A 20,771-nucleotide genomic window follows, 5' to 3' on the forward strand; every position below is an offset into this window, starting at 1 on the left:
GCGGAACCGGTTAGCCCACGCTCTGCTGGCCCTCACCCCCGGCCCCTCTCCCATGGGAGAGGGGAGCAAGATAGTAATGCGCGCGCAGGCCTAGCCCGGAACTTGCTCCTGGCCCTTCCGAAACGGAAGAAGGCATGGCCACGCAAACCAACGGAATTCTGGGCAGGTTGCAGGTGCTGGGGCGTAGCGGCCTGGGCGCGCCGCTGCTGTTGCTGACCATCCTGGCGATGATGGTGGTGCCGCTGTCGCCGGTGGTGCTGGACCTGGCGTTCACCTTCAACATCGCGCTGTCCATCGTGATTCTGCTGGCGGTGGTCAACGTCATGCGGCCACTGGATTTCAGTGCGTTTCCCACCGTGTTGCTGCTGGCCACGCTGTTGCGACTGGCCTTGAACGTGGGCTCCAGCCGCGTGGTGCTGATGCACGGGCACGAGGGCCCGCACGCGGCGGGCCAGGTGATCGAGAGCTTCGGGGAGTTCGTGGTGGGCGGCAGTTTCGCGGTGGGCATCGTGGTGTTCGTGATCCTCACCATCGTCAATTTCATGGTGGTGACCAAGGGCGCCGAGCGGGTCTCCGAGGTGTCGGCGCGCTTTATTCTTGACGCCCTTCCGGGCCGCCAGATGGCGATCGATGCCGATCTGAACGCCGGATTGTTGACGCGCGACGAGGCCAAGACGCGGCGCGAGGAAGTGCGCGAGGAGGCCGACTTCTACGGCTCCATGGACGGTGCCTCCAAGTTCATCCGCGGCGACGCCATCGCCAGCATCCTGATCCTGTTCATCAACATCATCGGCGGCCTGTTCATCGGCACCATGGAACACGGGCTGGACATCGGCACCGCGGGCCGCAACTACACCCTGCTGACCATCGGCGATGGGCTGGTGGCGCAGGTGCCGTCGCTGCTGATGTCGGTGGCGGTGGCGGTGCTGGTGACGCGCATGTCGCGCTCGCAGGACATTGCCGGCACGGTGATGAAGCAGGTGTTTTCCTCGCCCAAGGTGCTGGGGGTGGCGGCCGGCGTGTTGGGCCTGGTGGGCGTGGTACCCGGCATGCCCAACCTGGTGTTCCTGCTGCTGGCGGGGGCTTGCGCTGGCGGCGCCTGGCTGATGGCGCGTCGCGCGCGACAGCCGCAATCGGCGGCCGTCGAAGCACCCAAGACCGACCGTCCGGCGGAGCTGAGCTGGGAGGACGTGCAACCCGAAGACCCGCTGGGTCTGGAGGTGGGTTATCGCCTGATCCCGCTGGTGGATCAGCGCCAGGGCGGCGAGCTGATGCCGCGCATCAAGGGCGTGCGCCGCAAGCTGACCCAGGAGCTGGGCTTTCTGGTGCCGCCGGTGCACATCCGCGACAACCTGGAACTGGCGCCCAACGCCTATCGCATCACCCTGCTCGGCGTGCCGCTGGCCGATGGCGTGCTGTACCCGGATCGCGAGCTGGCGCTCAACCCGGGGCGCGTGTTCGGCACGGTGGAGGGCATCACGGTCAAGGACCCCACCTTCGGCATGGAGGCGGTCTGGATCGAGCGCGGCCGCCGCGAGCACGCGCAATCCCTGGGTTACACAGTGGTGGATGCCGCCACCGTGGTGGCCACGCATCTATCGCATTTGATTGGCGAGCACATCGCCGAACTGTTCGGTTTCGACGAAGCACAGCAGCTGCTCAACAGCCTGGCCAAGACCTCGCCCAAGCTGGCCGAAGACCTGGTACCCAAGAGTCTGCCGATGGCGATCTTCGTCAAGGTGCTGCAAGGCCTGCTGGGCGAGCGGGTGTCGCTGAAGAACCTGCGCGTGATTGCCGAAGCCTTGGCGGAGGCGGCGCCGCGCAGCCAGGATCCCGTCGCCCTGATCGGCGCTGCGCGGGTCGCGCTGAGCCGCCAGATCGTGCAGGAAATCAATGGGCTGGACGAGGAGTTGCAAGTGCTCACTCTGGAGCCCGCACTGGAACAGGTGTTGCAGACCAGCGTTTCGACGGGCAACGCCGCCCTGGAACCCGGACTCGCCGAACGCATGCACCAGTCGCTCGCCAATCAAGCTCAGCAACAGGAAATCCAGGGCCGCGTGCCGGTGCTGCTGGTGCCGCAGGCACTACGCCCGGTGCTGGCGCGCTTCACCCGCCAGACCATCCCGGCGCTGCGGGTGCTGGCCTACAACGAAGTGCCCGAGTCCCGCCGCATTCGCATTGCTGGGGCGGTAGGAGCCTGAGATGAAGATCAAGCGTTTCATTGCCCCCAACATGCGCGAAGCGATGCGCATGGTGCGCGAGGAACAGGGCGAAGATGCGGTGATCCTGTCCAATCGGCGCATGGAGAGCGGCATCGAAGTGGTGGCCGCCACCGACTACGACGCCGCGCTGGTGCAGCACGCCGCGCTGCGCTCCGACGCTGCGCCGGCCGCAGCCAGCGTGCCGTCGGCACCGCCGGCCAAGCCTGTGGCCGCGGCTTCGAGCTTCGAACGCCAACTACGCGAGCAGCAGCGCTCCGCTGAGGCTGCCCCCGTTCGCGCGGTGCCGCCGCGCAACCAGGCGGCGAGTGTGGCGGGCCTGCAGACCAAGCCGACGCCGACGCCGGCCCCCGAGCACGAGTTCGAATTTCTGCGCCGCGAGATGCAGCGCATGCGCCAGATGATGGAAGAACAACTGGCGGGTCAGAGCTGGAACACGCTCAAGACGCGCAACCCGGTGCGTGCCGACGTGGTGCGCAAGCTGGTCACCTGCGGCATCGAACTGAAGCTGGCGCGCGAAGTGGCCTGCGAGCTGCCCGACAGCATCGCCGCGGATCGTGCGCGCTATCTGCCGATGGCGATGCTGTCGCGCCGAATTCCTGCATTCAAGACCGAATGGCTGGACGCCGGCGGCGTGATCTCGCTGGTCGGCGCCACCGGCGTGGGCAAGACCACCACCATCGCCAAGCTCGCCGCGCGCTACGTGCAGAGCTGGGGCTTGCGCGACGTGGCCATGGTCACCACCGATCATTTCCGCATCGGCGCGCAGGAGCAGTTGTTCACTTACGGCCGTCTGCTCGGCGTGCCGGTGCTCACCGCGGACAACCACACCGAGCTGTGCCAGGCGCTGGACAAGCTGCGCGACCGCAAGCTGGTGCTGATCGATACCGCCGGCATGTCGCCGCGCGACGAAAACCTGTCCAGGCAGTTCGCCATGTTGTCGGGTCTGCCGGTACCCAACCGCACCGCGTTGGTGTTGTCGGCCAGCAGCCAGGCTTCGGACCTCGACGACCAGTTCCGCCGCTTTGCGCCGTCCGATCCGAGCGCGGTGATTCTGACCAAGCTCGACGAGGCCTCGCGCCTGGGTGGTGCCATCTCCTGCCTGATCCGCCACGCGCTGCCGCTGGCCTACACCACCGACGGTCAGCGCGTGCCCGAGGACCTGTCTGCCGCGCGGCCCGACCAGTTGGTGCTGCGCGCCAACCGTGCGCTGGCGACGCGCCCCGATGCGGAAGACGAAGAGATTTCCATGCAGTTCGCCGGAGTCGTGAATGTCTAAGCCGCTCAATGACCAGGCCGCGGGCCTGAGATTGCTGCGCCCCGCCAAGCCGGTGCAGGTGATTGCCATCACCAGCGGCAAGGGCGGCGTGGGCAAGACCAGCGTGTCGGTGAACCTGGCCACCGCGATGGCGATGTCCGGCAAGCAGGTGATGCTGCTGGACGGCGATCTGGGCATGGCCAATGTCGATGTGATGCTGGGCCTGCAGCCGAGCTGCAATCTGTGGCACGTGCTGGAAGGGCAGTGCTCGCTGGACGACACCATCCTGGAAGGCCCGGCCGGTCTGATGGTGGTGCCGGCCTCCAGCGGTCGCAAGAACATGGCCGAACTCACGCGCGCCGAAAACGCCGGGCTGGTGCGCGCGTTCAGCGAGCTGAGCCGTCCGCTGGATGTGCTGATCGTGGATACCGCGGCCGGTATCGCCGATTCCGTCATCACCTTCACCCAGGCGTCGCAGGAAGTGATTGTGGTGATCTGCAATGACCCGGCCTCGCTCACCGATGCCTACGCGCTGATCAAGGTGCTCAACCGCGATCACGGCGTGGAGCGCGTGCAGGTGCTGGCCAACATGGTGCAGAACCTCACCGAGGCCAAGGAGGTGTACGAAAACCTGCGCCGTGTGGCCGAGCGCTTTCTGGACGTCACGCTCAACTTCATGGGCTTCGTGCCGCAGGACGAATGGCTGCGCCGCGCCGTGCGCCGCCAGCAGGCGGTGGTGCAGGCGTATCCCAACAGCGCCGCCTCGCTGGCCTTCATGCAACTGGCCAAGAAGGCCGAAGCCTGGGGCAGTCCCAAGGGCGCGCGCGGCAATCTGGAATTCTTCGTCGAGCGCCTGGTCGGCGGCGGCGAGCTGGTCCCGGCGCTGGTCTGAACATGCGCACGTCGATCCGCCACGAGGCGCGGCCATGAGCGCGCTGCCGCAGGAAGCCGTGCAGCGTTACCGCGCCGCGCAGCACCCGGACGCCGACCTGGTCCATCTGCATGCGGGCCTGGTCAAGCGCATCGCCTATCACCTGGCGGCGCGTCTGCCCGCCAGCGTGGAGGTGGACGATCTGATCCAGGCCGGCAGCCTGGGCCTGCTGGAAGCTGCGCGCCATTACCAGGGCGATCGCGGCGCCAGCTTCGAAACCTACGCCGGCATCCGCATTCGCGGCGCCATGCTCGACGAACTGCGCCGCGGCGACTGGGCGCCACGCTCCCTGCATCGGCGCGCGCGCGAAGTCGAGGCGGCGATGCGCGCGATCGAGCAGGAGACCGGACGCGAAGCGCGGGACACCGAGGTGGCCGAGCGCCTCAACCTGTCGCTGGACGACTATCACGATGCCGTCGCCGATGCGGCGCGTTGCCAGGTGCTGTCCAGTCACGGTTACGACGACGGCCAAGGTTATGACGCGGTGGCAGAGCACGGCGACCCCGACGAGCAGTTTGGTCGCGAGGAGTTCCAGCAGGAGCTGGCGCAGGCGATCGGCCGTCTGCCCGAACGCGAGCGCCTGGTGATGTCGCTGTATTACGAGCGCGAACTCAACCTCAAGGAGATCGGCAAGGTGCTGGGCGTCAGCGAGAGCCGCGCGTGCCAGATCCACGGCCAGGCGCTGGTGCGCCTGCGTGCGCGGCTGGGCGATTGGGCCGGCGTGGCGCTGGGCTAGTTTCGTCGGCCGATCAAAAAGTATTTCAACGCAAAGGCGCGAAGGAAAAAGATAAGGACGCGAAGGATGAAAAGCGCCGCACCCCACGATCTTTGCGTTCTCTACCTTTCCTTTGCGCCTTTGCGTTAGGACTCTTTCTCATCAATATCGGGACAGAAGCATGGACAAGAATCTGAAAATCCTCATCGTCGACGACTTCTCGACCATGCGGCGCATCGTCAAGAATCTGCTGCACGACCTGGGCTACACCAACACCCACGAAGCCGACGACGGCAAGACCGCGTGGCCGCTGCTGCAGGCCGGCAGCTACGATTTTGTGGTGACCGACTGGAACATGCCGGGCATGACCGGTATCGACCTGCTGCGCGCCATACGCGGCGAACCCAAGCTGGCCGGGCTGCCGGTGCTGATGGTCACCGCCGAAGCGCAGCGCGACCAGATCATCGAAGCGGCCAAGGCGGGGGTGAACGGCTACATCATCAAGCCCTTCACCGCGGTGACGCTCAAGGAAAAGCTCGACAAGATTTTCCAGCGCCTCGCCGAAGCCGCGTAGTGCTCCCGTGAACGCTCCCCTGAACGCCACGCCGGGCCGCGCCGAACAGATCAAGCGCCTGCAGGAACTCACTGCGCTGCTGCAGGCCGGTGACGACACCGCTTTCGAAGCGCGCTTCGCCAGCTTTCTGCAGGCGCGCGAACAAGGCCTGTTCGTGAGCGTGGCCAAACTTACCCGCAGCCTGCACGACGCCGTGCGCGAACTGCGCTTTGATGATCGCCTGTCCAGCCTGGCCGGGCGCGAGATTCCCGATGCCTGCTCGCGTCTGGATTACGTGGCCAAGGTCACCGAAGAGGCCGCCCACAAGACCCTGGACCTGGTGGAGGAATGCCAGAAGCTGACCCAGGACATTGCGCTGGCTACGCACGATCTGGCGGCGGCCTGCCAGCGCGCACACTCGTACTCGGGTTCGCCGTACTCGCTGTCGGGGTTGGTGGTGAGCGTGGACGAAACCCGCAGCCATATCGCCGAAAGCGCGGTGAACCTGCGCGAGCGGCTGTCGCGTCTGGCCCAGGCGCAGGAGTATCAGGATCTGGCCGGACAGGTGATCCGCAAGGTCACGCAACTGGTCAAGAGTGTCGAAGGTGCGCTGATCGAACTACTGCGCGCCTCCGGCGGGCTCGGCAGCGGCCGTACGGCCGAGGCGCCGGAAGGCGTGCTGCACGGCCCGGCCATCGATGGCGTGACACCCGTCGCGGTGAGCCAGGACGATGCCGATTCTCTGCTCGCCGAGCTGGGGTTTTAAGCCCAAATGCCCGCCGTCGACGACGATATCCGCGCAGATTTTCTGGCCGAGGCCGGCGAGCTGATCGAGAACCTGGGCAACCAGTTGGTGGAGCTGGAATCGCGCCCGCACGATGCCGATCTGCTCAACGCGATCTTCCGCGCCTTTCACACCGTCAAGGGCGGTGCCGGGTTTCTCGGCGTCAACGCCCTGGTCGAGCTGTGCCACGCCACCGAGGACGTGTTCAACGCGCTGCGCAACGGCAAGCGCGCGGTGGATGCCGCCCTGATGGACGCGGTGTTGCAGGCGGTGGACCAGGTGCAGGCGATGATGGCTGATCTGGGTGCCGGCAGAGATCCGCAGCCGGCGCCGCCGCAACTGATCCAGGTCTTGCATGCGTTGATGGAGGTGGCACCCGTCGTGTCTGCGTCTGCGCCGGCCCAAGCGCCTGCAAAGAAGAAAAAGGCGAAGAAGAACACGCCGACGCCTGCAGAGGCTCGTGATCCCGAGCTGATCGACGACGACGAGTTCGAGGCCCTGCTCGACGACTTGCACGGCGGCAAGGCACCGGGTGCGCCGGCATCGAAAGACACGATCACCGAAGACGAATTCGACGCCTTGCTCGACGAACTCGCCGCGCAGAAGCAGCCACCCAAATCGGTGGCGTCCACCGGCATCAAGCCGGATGAGATCACTGAAGACGAGTTTGACGCGCTGCTGGATCAGCTCGCGTCTCAAAAGAAAGGTTCTGCCGCGCCCGAGGGCCTGGCTCCCTCTCTCCGCGACAGCGGGGTGAGGGGCGCGCCGCAAACAAACGGAGCGCAGTTCGGTTCTGCGAGCCCCCCTCACCCCAACCCTCTACCCCGCTCGGGCGGGGGAGAGGGGGCCAAAGACAAGAACCCCGTGTCCGCGCCCGCCGCGGAAACCACCGTGCGGGTGGACACGGTCAAGCTCGACCGCATGATGAATCTGGTCGGCGAGCTGGTGCTGGTGCGCAACCGGCTCAAGGCTCTGGCCACCGGCGCCGGCGGCGACGTGGCGCGTGCGGTGCGCGAGCTGGATTTCATCACCCGCGGCCTGCAGGGCTCGGTAATGCAGGTGCGCATGCAGCCGGTGGGCAAGGTGTTCTCGCGCTTTCCCAAGCTGGCGCGCGATGTCGCGCGCAGCCTGGGCAAGCAGGTGGAAGTGACCCTGGTGGGTCAGGACACCGATCTGGACAAGAACCTGGTGGAAGGCCTGGCCGATCCGCTGGTGCACATGGTGCGCAACAGCGTCGATCACGGCATCGAGATGCCGGAGGTGCGCCTGGCGCGCGGCAAGCCGGCGGCCGGACAGGTGCGGTTGGAAGCGCGCCAGGAGGGCGATCACATCCGCATCAGCGTGCGTGACGACGGCGCCGGCATCGATCCCGAACGCATCCGCAGCAAGGTGGTGGAAAAAGGCCTGATGGACCCGGCTTCCGCGGCGCGGCTGACGCCGGACGAATGCCTGCAACTGATTTTCATGCCCGGCTTTTCGACCAAGGAACAGGTCAGCGATCTGTCCGGTCGTGGCGTCGGCATGGATGTGGTCAAGCAGCGTATCCAGGCGCTCAACGGCACCGCGGTGATCGAGTCACAGGCAGGGCAGGGCTCGGTGATCCATCTGCGCGTGCCGCTGACCCTGGCGATACTGCCGGCCTTGATGGTGGACGCCGGTCAGCGCCAGTTCGCGCTGCCGCTGACCCTGGTGGCCGATGTGTTTGCGCTGGACCCGACCGCGGTTCGCGACATGGGCTACTGGAAGGTGGTGCCGCTCAAGCGCGAAAACCTGCGGCTGATCGATCTGGAGTTGTGGGCCGGGGTTTCGGCCACGACGGTCGAGGCCGCGGTTCGTCACGTGGTGGTGGTGACGCTCGGCGAGGAACGTTACGGCCTGATCGTGCGCCAGGTGCGCGGTCGCGAGGAAGTGGTGATCAAGCCTTTGGGTGCCTCTCTGCGGGGCCTTTCAGGAGTAGCCGGCGCCACGGTGACGCCACAGGGCCGCGTGGCGCTGATCGTGGACGTGCCGGGTCTGGTGCAGACCCACGCGCGGGGGCATTGAGATGGACGTGCTCAGCATCGTCGGTTTTGTGCTCGCCATGGTGGCGCTGATCGGCGGCTCCATCCTCAAGGGCAGCGGCGTCGCTGCGCTGTGGGGACCGGCGGCGTTCGTGATCGTGATCGTCGGCACCCTGGGGTCGATCACCGTGCAGACGCCGATGAGGACTTTCAAGCACGGCATGAAGATGGCCAAGTGGATCTTCAAGCCGCCGGCGCTGGAAGGCGCGGCGCTGATCGCGCGGATCGTGGAATGGAGCAATGCGGCGCGCAAGCAGGGTCTGCTGGCGCTGGAGGGCAGCATCGCCACCGAGTCCGATGCCTTCGTGCGCAAGGGCCTGCAGATGCTGGTGGACGGCGCCGAGCCCGAGAGCATCCGCAACACGCTGGAAACCGAGATGCAGGCCAAGGAGCACTTCGACCTGATGGGCGCCAAGGTGTGGGAGGGCATGGGCATCTATGCGCCGACCCTGGGCATCATCGGTGCGGTGATGGGCCTGATGGCGGTGATGCAGAACCTGGCCGATCCGTCCAAGCTCGGCCACGGCATCTCCGCGGCGTTCATCGCGACGATCTACGGCATCGCCAGCGCCAACCTGTTCTTCCTGCCGATGGCGTCCAAGCTCAAGGGTGTGGTGGGGGATCAGACCCGCGTGCGCGAGATGATCATCGAGGGCCTGATCGCGATCAGCCAGGGCGAGAACCCGCGCGTGATCGAAACCAAGCTGCAGGGGTTTCTGCACTGATGAAGACCGGCAATCGGGAATGGGGAATCGAGAATCGTGACGGCCGGCCGTTGCGAACCCGGGGTCGTTGTGCCGGGCGCTTTCGACGATTCCCGATGCCCGATTGCCGATTCCCGGCTGCTCGTCATGGCCCGTAAACACAAACACGAAGACCACATCAATCACGAAGCCTGGGCCATTCCCTACGGCGACCTGATCACGCTGCTGCTCGCGTTCTTCGTGGTGATGTACTCGATGTCCTCGGTCAACGAGGGCAAGTACCGCGTGTTGTCGGATTCGCTCAAGGCCGCGTTCGGCGGACCGCCACGCTCGACCGCGCCGATCCAGGTCGGACCCAAGGCCACGCCCGCGGGTGATCGTCGGCCGCAGATCATTCAGGGTGCACCGCCACCGCCGGGGGCGGATGTCGATGCCCTGGGCCTGCACAAGCCGCGCATCGCCGGCCCCATCACCGCGCGCATGCCGGGGCGCGAACTGCAGGCGCGGGCGCTGGCGGCGCGCCATCAGCAGGCGCTGTCGCGTATCGGCGAAAAGGTTCACGCGGCCCTGGGCGAACTGATCGCGCAGGACCTGGTGGTGGTGCGGCGCACCGAGTTCTGGCTCGAAGTGGAGATCCAGACCGACCTGCTGTTCGCCAGCGGCTCGGCGCAGATGGGCGCTGCGGCGCTGCCGGTGCTGGATCGCCTGGCGGGCGTGCTGCAGCCGTTTCCCAATCGCTTACGGATCGAAGGCCATACCGACAACGTGCCGATTTCCACCCGCGAGTTTGCGTCCAACTGGGAGCTGTCCAGCGCCCGTGCCGCCAGCGTGGTGCATCGCTTCGCCCGCCAGGGCGTGGACCCGCGGCGCATGACCGTGACCGGCCTGTCCGAGTACCAGCCGGCCGCGGACAACGGCAACGCGCGGGGCCGCAACCAGAACCGACGCGTCGTGATCGTGGTGCTGGCCGAGGAGGCACAGGACTTGCCGGCTCTGCCCACCGCCGCCGCGCCGGCAGTCGAGCGCAATCTCGCTGCACTCGGTCCGCCCAAGGAGCACGCCCAGCCATGATCGATCTCAACGTCACCGCCGACCTGGCGCGGCCACCCGCCGTACATCGCCCCGGAGACGTGTTTCGCAGCGGCGAGGCGGTACAGCGCTGGATCGGCTTCGAGCTGGCGGGCCAGCTCTACGGCGTGCCGATACTGGCGGTGCAGGAGGTGCTGGCCCAGGCCGAGATCGAGCCCGTACCGGGTACCGCCGCCGAGGTCATGGGCGTGATCAACCTGCGCGGGCAGATCGTCACCGTCGTCGACCTGCGCCTGCGTCTGGGCCTGGCTGCGGCCGCCAATCCGCAAGGCCCGCTGATCGTGTTCGATGCCGGTAGCGAAACCCTGGCCGCGCGGGTGGACCGGGTGGCGCACGTGCGCCAGATTGCCGACAGCGCGATCAAGTCTGCGCCGCCGGCCGGTGCCACGCCCTCGCGCGCGGTGCTGGGACTGGTCACGCGCGAAGGTCGGATGATGACCCTGCTCGACGTGCCCGGCATGCTGGCCTGAGCCGCCGCAGACAGTTCCGCCTTCTTGCCGGCGGGACTGCCGGAATTCCGTCACGTGGCGGTCACGGGCGTCAGTTTTCCGCCGGAGCCGCCGGATGCTGCCGATTATCGGTGCCCAACCGTATCGTCATGGGTCTTCTTGCAATCTGTGCACCACGAGCACCGGATCAGCGCCGCTCAGGCGCGACCGAGGCGATCCGGGATCCACAGGCACGGAGTGGCACATGGCGGCAATTCATAACTGGCTCATCGCCCTGGCCGCCCTTGCGACCACCGCCTGCGCCGCTCCCCAGCACCGCCCCTACGATCCGGCTCAGCGCGAGCGCATCCAGCGGCTGGCGGTGCTGACCCCCGCGCTGCCGGAGGAGTACGACGTGCGCATGGTGGTGCATCCGGGCGAGAGCCTGGGCGTGGTCGGCATGCTGCTGGCGCAGGGCGACATGCTGGTCAAGAGCGACGACTTCAACGACGCCGTTCGCAGCCAGGGCTTCGGTAACTGCAGGACCTCGTTTCGTCAGCATCTGGAGGCCGGCCTGTCCGCCTCCGGATACGAGCTGGTGCCCTGGAAAGTGTGGCGGCCCCACGGCCAACTCGGCTTTATGGATCGTTATCCGACCGGCGACGGCTCGGTCGATGCCTATCTGGATCTGTACTCGGGGCTGGTGGGCTATACCGCGGCCGGTGCCAACACGCCCTACCGGCCCACCGTCTATCTGAATGTGCGCCTGGTGCGTGCCAGCGACCATCGCGTGCTGTATCAGGATCGCATTGCCTACAACCCCTTCGGCGACGGTGGCGGCGCCATCACGCTGACGGCCGAACGCGGCTACGAATTTCGCGGCTTCGAACAACTGGTGGCGCGCCCCGATCACGCGATGGAAGGCCTGCAGGTGGCGATGCGCGCCACCGGCGAGGCCCTGGCCATGCAACTGCGCTAAGCCCGGATAAATTTCATGAACCGACCTGGCCTGCTGTCGATCGCCCTGTTGCTGCTTGGCACCGCCGGCTGCGCGTCCCGCGGCCCGGCACCGATGACCCAGGTGGCCTCGCCCTGCGACCGTCATTGGCAACTGCAATCGGCGCAACCGCTGGCACTGGACGAGGTGCGGCCGCAGGTACTACGACTGGATGCCGGTAGCCGCTGCGGATTTCTGGAAGACGGCCGGGTGAGCAACTACACGGTGCTGCGGCTACCGGCCTTCGACGGGCCCTGGAGCCTGAGCCTGGAAAGCCTGATCGACGGCAGCAGCCTGTTCGCCCCGGAAGTCGCCACCCTGGACGCCGACGGACGGGTGCGGCGCGAACTGCCGCTGGATCGCTTCGTCATGCGCGGCGATCGCCTGCAGGCCAATCTGTTCTTCGGTGCCGAGGACGCGGAAGAGTCCTATCTGCTGCTGCGCTCCGCACCACAGGCGGTCGGCCGCTCCGATGAGCGGGTCGTGAGTCGCTCGTTCTTCCTGCCCATCCTGAACGCGGTGATGCCGATCCTCTACGTGCAGGGCACCGAGCGCGAACGTCGCTATACCTACTCGCATGCGGGACGGGTGCAGTTGCAGGCGCGCTCGCGTACGCCCAAGCGCGACGCGCCCAAGGCCTCCGATCTGGCGCGCGCCGAGCTGAAAACCTATCTGCGTTGAGGGTTGGCGTTGAGGGTTGGTGCGGCAGCACAGCATTGCCGTAGCCAGTTCGATCCCGTGCTGGTGTCGGATGCAACGCTCGGCGCAGTTCGGTTCTCGCCCAAACCCGACGGCCACGAACGGGCCATGAAGAAGTCATGAAAAAGCCCCGTTGACCGGGGCTTTGACGGGGACTGCTTGGCGCTCCTACCGGGATTCGAACCCGGGTTTAAGCCTTGAGAGGGCTCCGTCCTAGGCCTCTAGACGATAGGAGCGAGGCGACAGGCCGCGTATTATAGGGACTCTTAGCGGGATAAGCGCGACGCCGACAAACGAAATGTGTCCGGCGGTTGCGGTTGCCGTACTCGAAATTCATTTTCAGGATAGACGCCATTACTCAGCCCCGACGCATACCGCGCGCCGAGCACCCGATCTCGCGCTCGATGATCTCCCCGGGCACGCTCAAGACGCTCTACACGCTCAAGGAGGCGGGCTACGAGGCCTACATGGTGGGTGGCGGCGTGCGCGATCTGCTGGCTGGCATCACGCCCAAGGATTTCGACGTGGCCACCAACGCGCATCCGGAGCAGGTCAAGAAACTGTTTCGCGCGTGTCGGCTGGTGGGCCGGCGTTTCGTCATCTGTCACGTGCGCTTCGGCCAGGAAGTGCTGGAGGTCACCACGTTTCGTGGCGCCATCACCGACATGCATCAGCGCGACGAAACCGGTCGCGTGCTGGTGGACAACGACTACGGCACCCTGGAGGAGGATGCTTTTCGCCGCGACTTCACCGTCAATGCGCTGTATTACGACATCCGCGATTTTTCCATCGTCGATTACTGCGGCGGGCTCGAAGACCTGAAGGCCGGGACCTTGCGTCTGATCGGCGATCCCGAGTTGCGCTATCGCGAAGACCCGGTGCGCATGCTGCGGGCGATCCGCATCGCCAACAAGCTGCACTTCCGGCTGGACCCGGCCACCGCCGCACCGATCGGCCGCCTGTCCGCCCTGCTCGCCGAGATTCCCGCCGCGCGCCTGTTCGACGAAGTGCTCAAGGTGCTGTTGTGCCGCGAGGGCGTGGATAACCTCTACGGGCTGCGCGTTTACGGTCTGTTCCGCCACCTGTTCCCCGCCACCGAGGCTTTGCTCGGTGAGGCTGCGCAACTGGCGTTTCTCAACGACGCGCTGCGCAATTCCGCCGAGCGGATCGAGCAGGATCTGCCGGTGAGCCCGGCTTTTTTGTATGCGGCGCTGCTGTGGGCGCCGACCGAGCGCCGCGCGCGCCAGTTGCAGGACAAGGAAGGCCACCCTGAGCACTTGGCGATGGAGCAGGCCGGCGAGGAAGTCATCGCCAGGGCCTGCGCGCGAGTGGCGATCCCCAAGCGCTTTGCACTGCCGATGCGGGAGATCTGGTCGATGCAGGCGCGGCTCACGCAGCGCAGCCCGGCCCGCGCACGGCGATTGATGACGCATCCGCGCTTTCGCGCCGCCTACGACTTTCTGCTGCTGCGCGCGCGCAACGGCGATCCGGCGTTGATGGAACTGGCCGACTGGTGGACGCGCGCGCAGGCCGATCGGGAGTTGCCGCCACTGCCGTCCAGCGCTGCGGACCAGAGTGAAGGTCCCGATGCCGCAACCGACGAGGCTCGCGCCGCCGATGAGCCGGGCAAGCGTCGTCGCCGTCGCCGTCGCGGCGGTCGCCGTACCGGAGGCGAGGCCGCACCGGCCGGCTGATCGGGGCATGCACACCGCTTACATCGGACTCGGCGCCAATCTCGGGCAGCCGGCTGAGCAACTGCGCGCGGCGGTGGCTGCCATCGCGGCATTGCCGTCTACGCGGATGCTGCACGTGTCGCGATTCTTTCGCTCCGCGCCGATGGGTCCGGCGGACCAGCCCGACTACTGCAACGCCGCCTGCTGCGTGCAAACCGCGCTCGCGCCGCGCGACCTGCTGGCTGCGATGATCGCCATCGAACGCAAGGCCGGCCGCGTGCGCGGCGGGCCGCGCTGGGGTCCGCGCGCGTTGGACCTGGACCTGTTGCACGTGGTCGGGGTGGTTTGCGACGAGCCCGGTCTGTGGTTGCCGCATCCGGGCATTGCGCAGCGCAATTTCGTGCTGACCCCGTTGGCGGAAGTGGCGCCGGACCTGGAGATTGCGGGCATCGGACCGGTGCAGGAGCGCGCCGCGACGCTGGGTCGCGACGGCCTCGAACTGTGGGAGTCGGACTCGCCGGACGTGCGGTCGTGAAACCGTCTTACATCGTGGTTGAAGGTGTGATCGGGGCCGGCAAGACCACGGTGGCACGCAAGCTGGCCGCAGCCCTGGATGCCACTCTGCTGCTCGAACAGCCCGACGACAATCCGTTCCTTGCGCGCTTCTATCGCGATCCGGGCAGCGCGGCGTTTTCCACGCAACTGACTTTCCTGCTGCAGCGTGCCGGCCAGGTCGAGCGCCTGCAGCAGCGCGATCTGTTTTCCGGACATTGCGTGGCCGACTTCATGTTCGAAAAGGATCGGCTGTTCGCCGGGCTGACCTTGAACTCGAGCGACTTTGCGCTGTACGCGCAGGTTTTCGAGCGGCTTGCGTTCGAGCTGCCGCGACCGGATCGCATCGTGTATCTGACCGCGCCTCTCGACGTGCTTATGGCGCGCATCGCCCGGCGCGGCCGCGACTACGAGATACCCCTGCAGGCCGAATACCTCGAACGGCTGGCGCAAGCCTATGCGCGCTGGCTGCGCGACGGACCCGGCGCGCCGCTGGTGGAAGTCGACACGGCCGAATACGACCTTGTCGGCAACCCCGACGATTTTTCCGAGCTGCTGGCGGCGCTGGATTCGGCCGAAACGCTGGTGCGGCTAACCCGTGGTGCCTTGATATAGTCGCCGCGCCTTTTTTTCATCCGACCCTATGGACGCGACACTCAAACCCGTACAGATCGCCGAACTGCGCCGCATGCGCGCGGCCGGCGAGAAGATCGCCTGCCTGACCTGCTACGACGCCAGTTTCGCGCTGGTGGAAGATCGTGCCGGCGTGGACCTGGTGCTGATCGGCGATTCGCTGGGCATGGTCCTGCATGGCGGCACCACCACCACCCCGGTGACGGTCGACGACATCGTCTACCACGCCAGGTGCGTCGCCCCGCATCTCAAGCGCGCCTATCTGGTGGCGGACCTGCCGTTTCTGTCTTACGCCACCCTGGACCGCGCGCTGGATGCCAGCCTGCGGGTGATGCAGCAAGGCGGCGCCAAGATGGTCAAGCTCGAGGGCGGGCGCGAGCAGGCCAGCATCGTCGAATACCTGTCGGTGCGCGGCGTGCCGGTGTGCGCCCATCTCGGTTTGCGGCCGCAGTTCGTGCACAAGATGGGCGCAATGAAAGTTCAGGGTCGCGACCAGGCCACGGCCGAGGAAATGCTGCACGACGCGCAGGTGCTGGTCGAGGCCGGCGCCGACCTGCTGCTGCTGGAATGTGTGCCGGCTGCACTGGGCGCGCGTATCGCTCAAGCCAGTCCGGTGCCGGTGATCGGTATCGGCGCCGGCCCTGCAGTGGACGGCCAGATCCTGGTGCTGCACGACATACTCGACATCTCGCCGATGGTCACGTTGGGGCGCCGACCGCGTTTCGTGAAGAACTACATGACCGGCGGCGCTACCATCGAGCAGGCCATCGCGACCTATGTGACGGAAGTGAAGTCCGCCGCCTATCCCGCGCCCGAACACTGCTTCTGAGCGCATCTGAGCGTATCGACCCATGGCTATGGCGAGCGTTCACCGGGTGGCCGAATTGCGCGATCGCGTGCGCGGGTGGAAACGTGCGGGCCTGCGCGTCGGTTTTGTTCCCACCATGGGCAATCTGCACGCCGGTCACCTGCAACTGCTGACGTGCGCACGCCAGCAGGCCGACCGCGTGGTCGCCAGCGTTTTCGTCAATCCGTTGCAGTTCGGGCCCAACGAGGACTTCGATCGCTATCCGCGCACCTTGAGCGAGGACGCAGCCAAGCTGGAGTCGGTCGGCTGCGATCTGCTGTTCGCGCCCAGCGTGACCGAGATGTATCCGCACGGTCGCGAGCATCTGAGCGGCGTGCGCGTGCCGGCGCTGTCGGAGCTTCTGGAAGGGGAATTCCGCCCCGGGTTTTTCGATGGCGTGGCGACGGTGGTGAGCATCCTGTTCAACCAGGTGCAACCGGACATGGCAGTGTTCGGCGAAAAGGACTGGCAGCAGTTGCAGGTGGTGCGCCGCATGGTGGCGGATCTGCATCTGCCGATCGAGATCGTCGGACATCCCACCGCGCGCGAGGCCGACGGGCTGGCGCTGTCCTCGCGCAATCAGTATCTGTCGGCGCAGGAACGCAAACTGGCGCCGCTGTTGCATCGCGAATTGCAGCGCATCGTCGATGCGCTGGCGCAGGCCCGACGCGATTACGCGGCGCTGCAGGCGCGGGCGGAGGAGCAATTGCGTGCCAGCGGTTTCGAACCCCAGTACGTGGCAATCAGGGCGCCCGACCTGCAGCTGCCGACCGTGGATGCCCGCGAGTGGGTGGTGCTGGCGGCCGCGTTCCTGGGTCGCACCCGGCTGATCGACAACCGGTATCTGCGTTTGTGACGAAACGGTTGCTGTGCCTATAACGCATCGCTACACTCCGCGTCCGCTCTGCGCAATGCGTCGCAAAGTCCGGGCGTATGTCTTTTTGGGCCGCCCGTCGATGTACAACAACTTGAACCCGTGGTGCATGTCTTAGTGGGCCGCCCGGGGTCGCCAAGCCAAGTGGTCAGACCATGCAACTGACGATGCTCAAGTGCAAATTGCACCGCGCCTGCGTGACCCATGCCGAACTGGATTACGACGGCTCCTGTGCAATCGATACGCGGCTGCTGGAACTCGCCGGAATTCGGGAGTTTGAGCAGATCCAGATCTACAACATCACCAACGGCGAGCGGTTCACCACCTACGCCATCCAGGCCGAGCCCGGCTCCGGGATCATTTCGGTCAATGGTGCTGCGGCCCACAAGGCCGGGGTCGGCGACCGCGTCATCATCTGCGCCTACACCGGCATGAGCGAGGCGCAGGCCAGTGTGTTCAAGCCGCGCCTAGTGTACTTGGACGATACCAACCGCGTGGTGCGCAGCGCCAACACGATTCCCGTGCAGGCGGCCTGATCGACTGGTTGCCGCGGCTTGGCCGCGGCCCTGACATGCGGCAAGGTGGCGGGCGAATCCGAACCCGCCTGTGCCCATGACGCCGCTCGAATCCACGCCTGCCTGGTCCACGGTCGACCGCCACGCGCAGCGCCTGCGCGCCACGCTGCTGCGTGACCTGTTCGAGGACGACCCGGCCCGCGCAGCCCGCTACAGCGCGCAGGCCTGTGGTCTTACGCTGGATTACAGCAAGCAACGCATCGACGATGCTGCGCGGGCGGCGCTGCTGGACCTGACCGCCGCACGGCAGTTGTCGGACTGGCGTCGCCAACTGTTCGATGGCGCTGCGATCAATCACACCGAACGCCGTGCCGCGCTGCACATGGCCTTGCGCGCGCCGCGCGACCGGCCGCTGCATGCGCTGGGTGTCGATGTGGGCGACGACGTGCACGCGGTGCTGGACCGCATGTGCGACTTCGCCGAGCGCCTGCGCAGTGGGTGTTGGCGCGGCGCCACCGATGAGCCGATACGCGATGTCGTCAACATCGGCATCGGCGGTTCCGACCTGGGTCCGCGCATGGTGGTGCAGGCCTTGCGCAGTCGCGATGCCGGTGCCGATCCGCGTGCGCACTTCGTCGCCAATGTGGACGGCGCGCAGCTCGCCGATGTGCTGGCGCAACTGCAGCCGGCGCGCACGCTGTTCGTGGTCACCTCCAAGACCTTCACCACGCAGGAAACCATGGCCAACGCCGGCAATGCGCGGCGCTGGCTGGTTGACGCACTGGGCACAGATGCGGTGGGTCGGCATTTCGTAGCGGTGTCCACCAATTCGGAGGCGGTTGCGGCCTTCGGCATCGCGCCGGACAACTGCTTTGCGTTCTGGGACTGGGTGGGCGGACGCTACTCCGTGTGGTCGGCGGTGGGCCTGTCGGCGATGCTGGCGCTGGGGCCGGAATGTTTTCGCCAATTGTTGGCGGGCGCGCACGCCATGGATCGACACTTCGTCGAGGCCGACGACGTGAACAACCTGCCGCTGCTGCTGGCCCTGCTGGCGGTCTGGAATATGCAGGCGCTCGGCGCAGCCAGCCACGTCGTCAGCCCCTACGCGCAGCGGCTCGAATACTTCGTCGCCTGGCTGCAGCAGCTGGAAATGGAATCCAACGGCAAGTGTGTGATGCGCGACGGCACGCCGGTACCGTCGACCACGCCGGCCCTGTGGGGCGATGTCGGCACCAACAGTCAGCATGCGTTCTTCCAGATGCTGCACCAGGGTCCGGCGCTGCATGCCGTGGATTTCATCGTGGCGCTGCGCGGCGGCCACGCCTATCCCGATCAGCATCGGTTGCTGTTGGCCAATGTGCTGGCACAGGCCGCAGCGCTGATGCGCGGCAAGAGCGCCGACGAGGTGCGGGCCGAACTGGCCGGGCGCGGACTCGCGGGTGCCGAGCTGGAAGCAGCGATTCCGCATCGCGTGTTTCCGGGGAACCGCCCGAGCAATCTATTGCTGTTGCCGCAGCTCGACGCCTGGCACCTGGGCGCGTTGATGGCCTTGTACGAGCATCGGACCTTCGTGCTGTCGGTGCTGTGGGGCATCAACCCCTTCGACCAGTGGGGCGTGGAGCTGGGCAAGCAACTGGCGCAGCGCCTGCTGCAGCCAGGTGCCGGCGAAGATGCGTCTCTGGATGCGTCGACCCGCGCACATCTGGGCGCTCTGAACGATCCCGGTTAGCGCCCGTTCAGCTAGTACCCGCATCCTGCGAGCACATTTTCCGGTCCACAAGGGAGTTGTCCTGATGAGTATCAATCTGCGCAGCATGTTGTTGGGTTGGCTGGCGGCGAGCTTCATGCTGATGGGCTTTTCGGCCCAGGCCGGCATGATCGGAACCGAAAGTCTGGTCGCCGAACAATCGCGCGAAGTCAACCTCGCTACCGTCGACGCCTTCATGGCGGGCGAGCAGGTGCAATCGCAGCTCGAAGCCTGGGGCGTGGAGTCCGATCTGGCTGCCGATCGTGTCGCCAATCTCAGCGATGCCGAGCTGCAGCAGCTGGCGATGAACATCGAATCCCAGCCGGCCGGCGGCGACGCCATTGCGGTGATCGGCATCATCTTCCTGGTGCTGTTGATCCTGGAACTGGTCGGCGTGACCAACGTCTTCACCGCCATCTGATCGTTCGATGGCGGCACTGCCGGTCGCACAGCGGCGGGTCCTGCTGGGGCCCGCCGCTTTGCTTTTGCTGAGCGCCTGCGCGATGCGCCCGGCGATCGATTTCGATCCGCCGGCACAGACGGTGGAACTGCGCGAGACCCCGTTTTTCCCGCAGACCGAGCACCACTGCGGTCCGGCCGCGCTGGCCACCGTGCTGGTGGCGCAGGGCGTGCAGACCACCCCCGGGCAACTCGCACAATGGGTGTACGTGCCCGGGCGCGAGGGCAGCCTGCAAACCGAGATGCTGTCCGCAGCGCGACGTTTCGACCGCTTGCCCGTGAAGCTGGGCGGCAGCTTGCAGGTGCTGCTGCAGACCGTGCAGGCCGGGCATCCGGTGCTGGTGCTGCAGAACCTGGGCTTGCGTCGCTGGCCGCGCTGGCATTACGCGGTGCTGATTGGCTACGACCCGGCGCAGAAGGAGTTCCTGCTGCGTTCCGGTACCACCGAGCGCGAAACCCTGAGCGTCGCCCGCTTCACGTCGAGCTGGGAGCGTGCCGATCGTTGGGCGGTGGTGCTGGCCCCGGCCGTCGCGGTGCCGGTCACTGTCGGTACCCAGGGCTGGTTGGCTGCGGCCGCGCCCTTCGAGTCGCTGGGACGGCTGGAAGTGGCTGAGCAAGCCTATCGCGCCGCGGTGCAGCGCTGGCCGCAGTCGGCGCTGCCCTGGCAGGCGCTGGCCAACGCCCGTTACGCGGCAGGCGATAACGCTGGCGCCGAGGCCGCCTTGCTGCGCGCGGTGAGTCTGGATCCGCAGGCCGTAGTTGCGCGCAACAACCTCGCCAATCTGCTGCTGCAGCGCGGTTGCGTCGCCGCGGCCGGCGCCCATATGCAGGCATTGGACGAGGTGCCGCCGCGCTTCGAAACGGCAGTGGCGCAAACGCGCAGCAAGATCGACGCTGCGGTTGCTTCAGGTCAGCGCGCCGAGTCGGCGCAGTGTCCGCGGCCCTGATCGAACGCCCCGCGTCGGATGCCGGCCTGCACTCGATATCGGAAAAGCATGTGCCGCCGATTTCACGGGTGTCGCGGATCGAAAATC

Annotated in this window: 21 protein-coding genes and 1 tRNA gene; 21 read left to right on the plus strand and 1 reads right to left on the minus strand. The window is 66.6% G+C overall.

Annotated features, from left to right (window positions below):
* Positions 1-134 precede the first annotated feature (134 nt).
* From flhA to ACOOHP_RS18745, 12 genes are all read left to right on the plus strand, one after another.
* Positions 135-2,201, plus strand: coding sequence for a flagellar biosynthesis protein FlhA (flhA, locus tag ACOOHP_RS18690; protein ID WP_420467989.1), 2,067 nt, complete (start codon positions 135-137; stop codon positions 2,199-2,201).
* Position 2,202: 1 nt separating this feature from the next.
* Positions 2,203-3,498 (plus strand): flagellar biosynthesis protein FlhF, encoded by a 1,296-nt coding sequence (gene flhF / locus ACOOHP_RS18695; protein ID WP_420467990.1) that lies wholly within the window; start codon positions 2,203-2,205, stop codon positions 3,496-3,498.
* On the plus strand, positions 3,491-4,369 hold the full coding sequence (locus tag ACOOHP_RS18700; protein WP_420467991.1) for a MinD/ParA family protein: 879 nt from the start codon (positions 3,491-3,493) through the stop codon (positions 4,367-4,369). The genes flhF and ACOOHP_RS18700 overlap by 8 nt, the downstream gene beginning before the upstream one ends.
* 34 nt (positions 4,370-4,403) lie before the next feature.
* Positions 4,404-5,144 carry an RNA polymerase sigma factor FliA gene (locus ACOOHP_RS18705; protein ID WP_420467992.1) on the plus strand — a complete coding sequence of 247 codons (741 nt, stop codon included), beginning with the start codon at positions 4,404-4,406 and terminating at the stop codon, positions 5,142-5,144.
* 160 nt (positions 5,145-5,304) lie between these two features.
* Positions 5,305-5,697 carry a chemotaxis response regulator CheY gene (locus ACOOHP_RS18710; protein ID WP_420467993.1) on the plus strand — a complete coding sequence of 131 codons (393 nt, stop codon included), beginning with the start codon at positions 5,305-5,307 and terminating at the stop codon, positions 5,695-5,697.
* 7 nt (positions 5,698-5,704) lie between these two features.
* Complete coding sequence (locus ACOOHP_RS18715) at positions 5,705-6,442, plus strand: protein phosphatase CheZ (RefSeq protein WP_420467994.1); 738 nt, start codon at positions 5,705-5,707, stop codon at positions 6,440-6,442.
* A gap of 6 nt (positions 6,443-6,448) precedes the next feature.
* Entirely contained in the window at positions 6,449-8,503 is a 2,055-nt protein-coding gene (locus ACOOHP_RS18720; protein ID WP_420467995.1) for a chemotaxis protein CheA, read from the plus strand.
* A gap of 1 nt (position 8,504) precedes the next feature.
* Complete coding sequence (locus ACOOHP_RS18725; RefSeq protein WP_420467996.1) at positions 8,505-9,245, plus strand: flagellar motor protein; 741 nt, start codon at positions 8,505-8,507, stop codon at positions 9,243-9,245.
* A 126-nt stretch (positions 9,246-9,371) separates the two neighbouring features.
* Positions 9,372-10,295: a flagellar motor protein MotD gene (motD, locus tag ACOOHP_RS18730; RefSeq protein WP_420467997.1), complete on the plus strand. Its 924-nt coding sequence runs from the start codon at positions 9,372-9,374 to the stop codon at positions 10,293-10,295.
* Positions 10,292-10,783 (plus strand): chemotaxis protein CheW, encoded by a 492-nt coding sequence (locus tag ACOOHP_RS18735; protein ID WP_420467998.1) that lies wholly within the window; start codon positions 10,292-10,294, stop codon positions 10,781-10,783. The genes motD and ACOOHP_RS18735 overlap by 4 nt, the downstream gene beginning before the upstream one ends.
* Positions 10,784-11,006: 223 nt before the next feature.
* Positions 11,007-11,720, plus strand: coding sequence for a hypothetical protein (locus ACOOHP_RS18740; RefSeq protein ID WP_420467999.1), 714 nt, complete (start codon positions 11,007-11,009; stop codon positions 11,718-11,720).
* A gap of 15 nt (positions 11,721-11,735) precedes the next feature.
* Positions 11,736-12,419: a MalM family protein gene (locus ACOOHP_RS18745; protein WP_420468000.1), complete on the plus strand. Its 684-nt coding sequence runs from the start codon at positions 11,736-11,738 to the stop codon at positions 12,417-12,419.
* A 178-nt stretch (positions 12,420-12,597) separates the two neighbouring features.
* On the opposite strand, the gene ACOOHP_RS18750 is transcribed toward ACOOHP_RS18745, so the two are convergent.
* Positions 12,598-12,673: transfer RNA gene (locus ACOOHP_RS18750), tRNA-Glu, on the minus strand.
* 168 nt (positions 12,674-12,841) lie between these two features.
* Here ACOOHP_RS18750 and pcnB point away from each other — a divergent pair.
* The 9 genes from pcnB (at position 12,842) to ACOOHP_RS18795 (ending at position 20,684) form a co-directional block, all read left to right on the plus strand.
* The gene (pcnB, locus tag ACOOHP_RS18755; RefSeq protein ID WP_420468001.1) at positions 12,842-14,131 is read left to right on the plus strand and encodes a polynucleotide adenylyltransferase PcnB; all 1,290 of its coding nucleotides are present in this window, start codon (positions 12,842-12,844) and stop codon (positions 14,129-14,131) included.
* Positions 14,132-14,138: 7 nt separating this feature from the next.
* Positions 14,139-14,645, plus strand: a complete 507-nt coding sequence (gene folK / locus ACOOHP_RS18760; RefSeq protein ID WP_420468002.1) for a 2-amino-4-hydroxy-6-hydroxymethyldihydropteridine diphosphokinase — start codon at positions 14,139-14,141, stop codon at positions 14,643-14,645.
* A complete protein-coding gene (locus ACOOHP_RS18765) occupies positions 14,642-15,277 on the plus strand; it encodes a deoxynucleoside kinase (protein ID WP_420468003.1) in 636 nt (211 codons plus the stop codon). The genes folK and ACOOHP_RS18765 overlap by 4 nt, the downstream gene beginning before the upstream one ends.
* Positions 15,278-15,305: 28 nt before the next feature.
* Positions 15,306-16,124, plus strand: a complete 819-nt coding sequence (gene panB / locus ACOOHP_RS18770; RefSeq protein ID WP_420468004.1) for a 3-methyl-2-oxobutanoate hydroxymethyltransferase — start codon at positions 15,306-15,308, stop codon at positions 16,122-16,124.
* Positions 16,125-16,152: 28 nt separating this feature from the next.
* Positions 16,153-16,998 (plus strand): pantoate--beta-alanine ligase, encoded by an 846-nt coding sequence (panC, locus tag ACOOHP_RS18775; RefSeq protein WP_420468744.1) that lies wholly within the window; start codon positions 16,153-16,155, stop codon positions 16,996-16,998.
* Positions 16,999-17,171: 173 nt separating this feature from the next.
* Positions 17,172-17,552: an aspartate 1-decarboxylase gene (panD, locus tag ACOOHP_RS18780; protein WP_420468005.1), complete on the plus strand. Its 381-nt coding sequence runs from the start codon at positions 17,172-17,174 to the stop codon at positions 17,550-17,552.
* Between the two features lie 76 nt (positions 17,553-17,628).
* Positions 17,629-19,260, plus strand: a complete 1,632-nt coding sequence (gene pgi / locus ACOOHP_RS18785) for a glucose-6-phosphate isomerase (RefSeq protein WP_420468006.1) — start codon at positions 17,629-17,631, stop codon at positions 19,258-19,260.
* Between the two features lie 64 nt (positions 19,261-19,324).
* Entirely contained in the window at positions 19,325-19,699 is a 375-nt protein-coding gene (locus tag ACOOHP_RS18790; protein WP_420468007.1) for a PA2779 family protein, read from the plus strand.
* 7 nt (positions 19,700-19,706) lie between these two features.
* Positions 19,707-20,684, plus strand: coding sequence for a PA2778 family cysteine peptidase (locus ACOOHP_RS18795; protein ID WP_420468008.1), 978 nt, complete (start codon positions 19,707-19,709; stop codon positions 20,682-20,684).
* Positions 20,685-20,771: the final 87 nt, after the last annotated feature.

Origin of the sequence: Panacagrimonas sp., assembly GCF_965216805.1 — a bacterium.
Lineage (GTDB): Bacteria > Pseudomonadota > Gammaproteobacteria > Nevskiales > Nevskiaceae > Panacagrimonas.

Excerpts from the sequence above, each read along its gene's own strand:
- ACOOHP_RS18790 (WP_420468007.1), top strand. The coding sequence starts at position 19,325 with ATGAGTATCAATCTGCGCAGCATGTTGTTGGGTTGGCTGGCGGCGAGC.
- folK (WP_420468002.1), top strand. The coding sequence starts at position 14,139 with ATGCACACCGCTTACATCGGACTCGGCGCCAATCTCGGGCAGCCGGCT.
- motD (WP_420467997.1), top strand. The coding sequence starts at position 9,372 with ATGGCCCGTAAACACAAACACGAAGACCACATCAATCACGAAGCCTGG.
- ACOOHP_RS18700 (WP_420467991.1), top strand. The coding sequence starts at position 3,491 with ATGTCTAAGCCGCTCAATGACCAGGCCGCGGGCCTGAGATTGCTGCGC.
- ACOOHP_RS18710 (WP_420467993.1), top strand. The coding sequence starts at position 5,305 with ATGGACAAGAATCTGAAAATCCTCATCGTCGACGACTTCTCGACCATG.
- panD (WP_420468005.1), top strand. The coding sequence starts at position 17,172 with ATGCAACTGACGATGCTCAAGTGCAAATTGCACCGCGCCTGCGTGACC.
- ACOOHP_RS18735 (WP_420467998.1), top strand. The coding sequence starts at position 10,292 with ATGATCGATCTCAACGTCACCGCCGACCTGGCGCGGCCACCCGCCGTA.
- flhA (WP_420467989.1), top strand. The coding sequence starts at position 135 with ATGGCCACGCAAACCAACGGAATTCTGGGCAGGTTGCAGGTGCTGGGG.
- pgi (WP_420468006.1), top strand. The coding sequence starts at position 17,629 with ATGACGCCGCTCGAATCCACGCCTGCCTGGTCCACGGTCGACCGCCAC.
- ACOOHP_RS18795 (WP_420468008.1), top strand. The coding sequence starts at position 19,707 with ATGGCGGCACTGCCGGTCGCACAGCGGCGGGTCCTGCTGGGGCCCGCC.
- panB (WP_420468004.1), top strand. The coding sequence starts at position 15,306 with ATGGACGCGACACTCAAACCCGTACAGATCGCCGAACTGCGCCGCATG.
- ACOOHP_RS18705 (WP_420467992.1), top strand. The coding sequence starts at position 4,404 with ATGAGCGCGCTGCCGCAGGAAGCCGTGCAGCGTTACCGCGCCGCGCAG.
- panC (WP_420468744.1), top strand. The coding sequence starts at position 16,153 with ATGGCGAGCGTTCACCGGGTGGCCGAATTGCGCGATCGCGTGCGCGGG.
- ACOOHP_RS18720 (WP_420467995.1), top strand. The coding sequence starts at position 6,449 with ATGCCCGCCGTCGACGACGATATCCGCGCAGATTTTCTGGCCGAGGCC.
- ACOOHP_RS18745 (WP_420468000.1), top strand. The coding sequence starts at position 11,736 with ATGAACCGACCTGGCCTGCTGTCGATCGCCCTGTTGCTGCTTGGCACC.
- ACOOHP_RS18740 (WP_420467999.1), top strand. The coding sequence starts at position 11,007 with ATGGCGGCAATTCATAACTGGCTCATCGCCCTGGCCGCCCTTGCGACC.
- flhF (WP_420467990.1), top strand. The coding sequence starts at position 2,203 with ATGAAGATCAAGCGTTTCATTGCCCCCAACATGCGCGAAGCGATGCGC.
- pcnB (WP_420468001.1), top strand. The coding sequence starts at position 12,842 with ATGATCTCCCCGGGCACGCTCAAGACGCTCTACACGCTCAAGGAGGCG.
- ACOOHP_RS18725 (WP_420467996.1), top strand. The coding sequence starts at position 8,505 with ATGGACGTGCTCAGCATCGTCGGTTTTGTGCTCGCCATGGTGGCGCTG.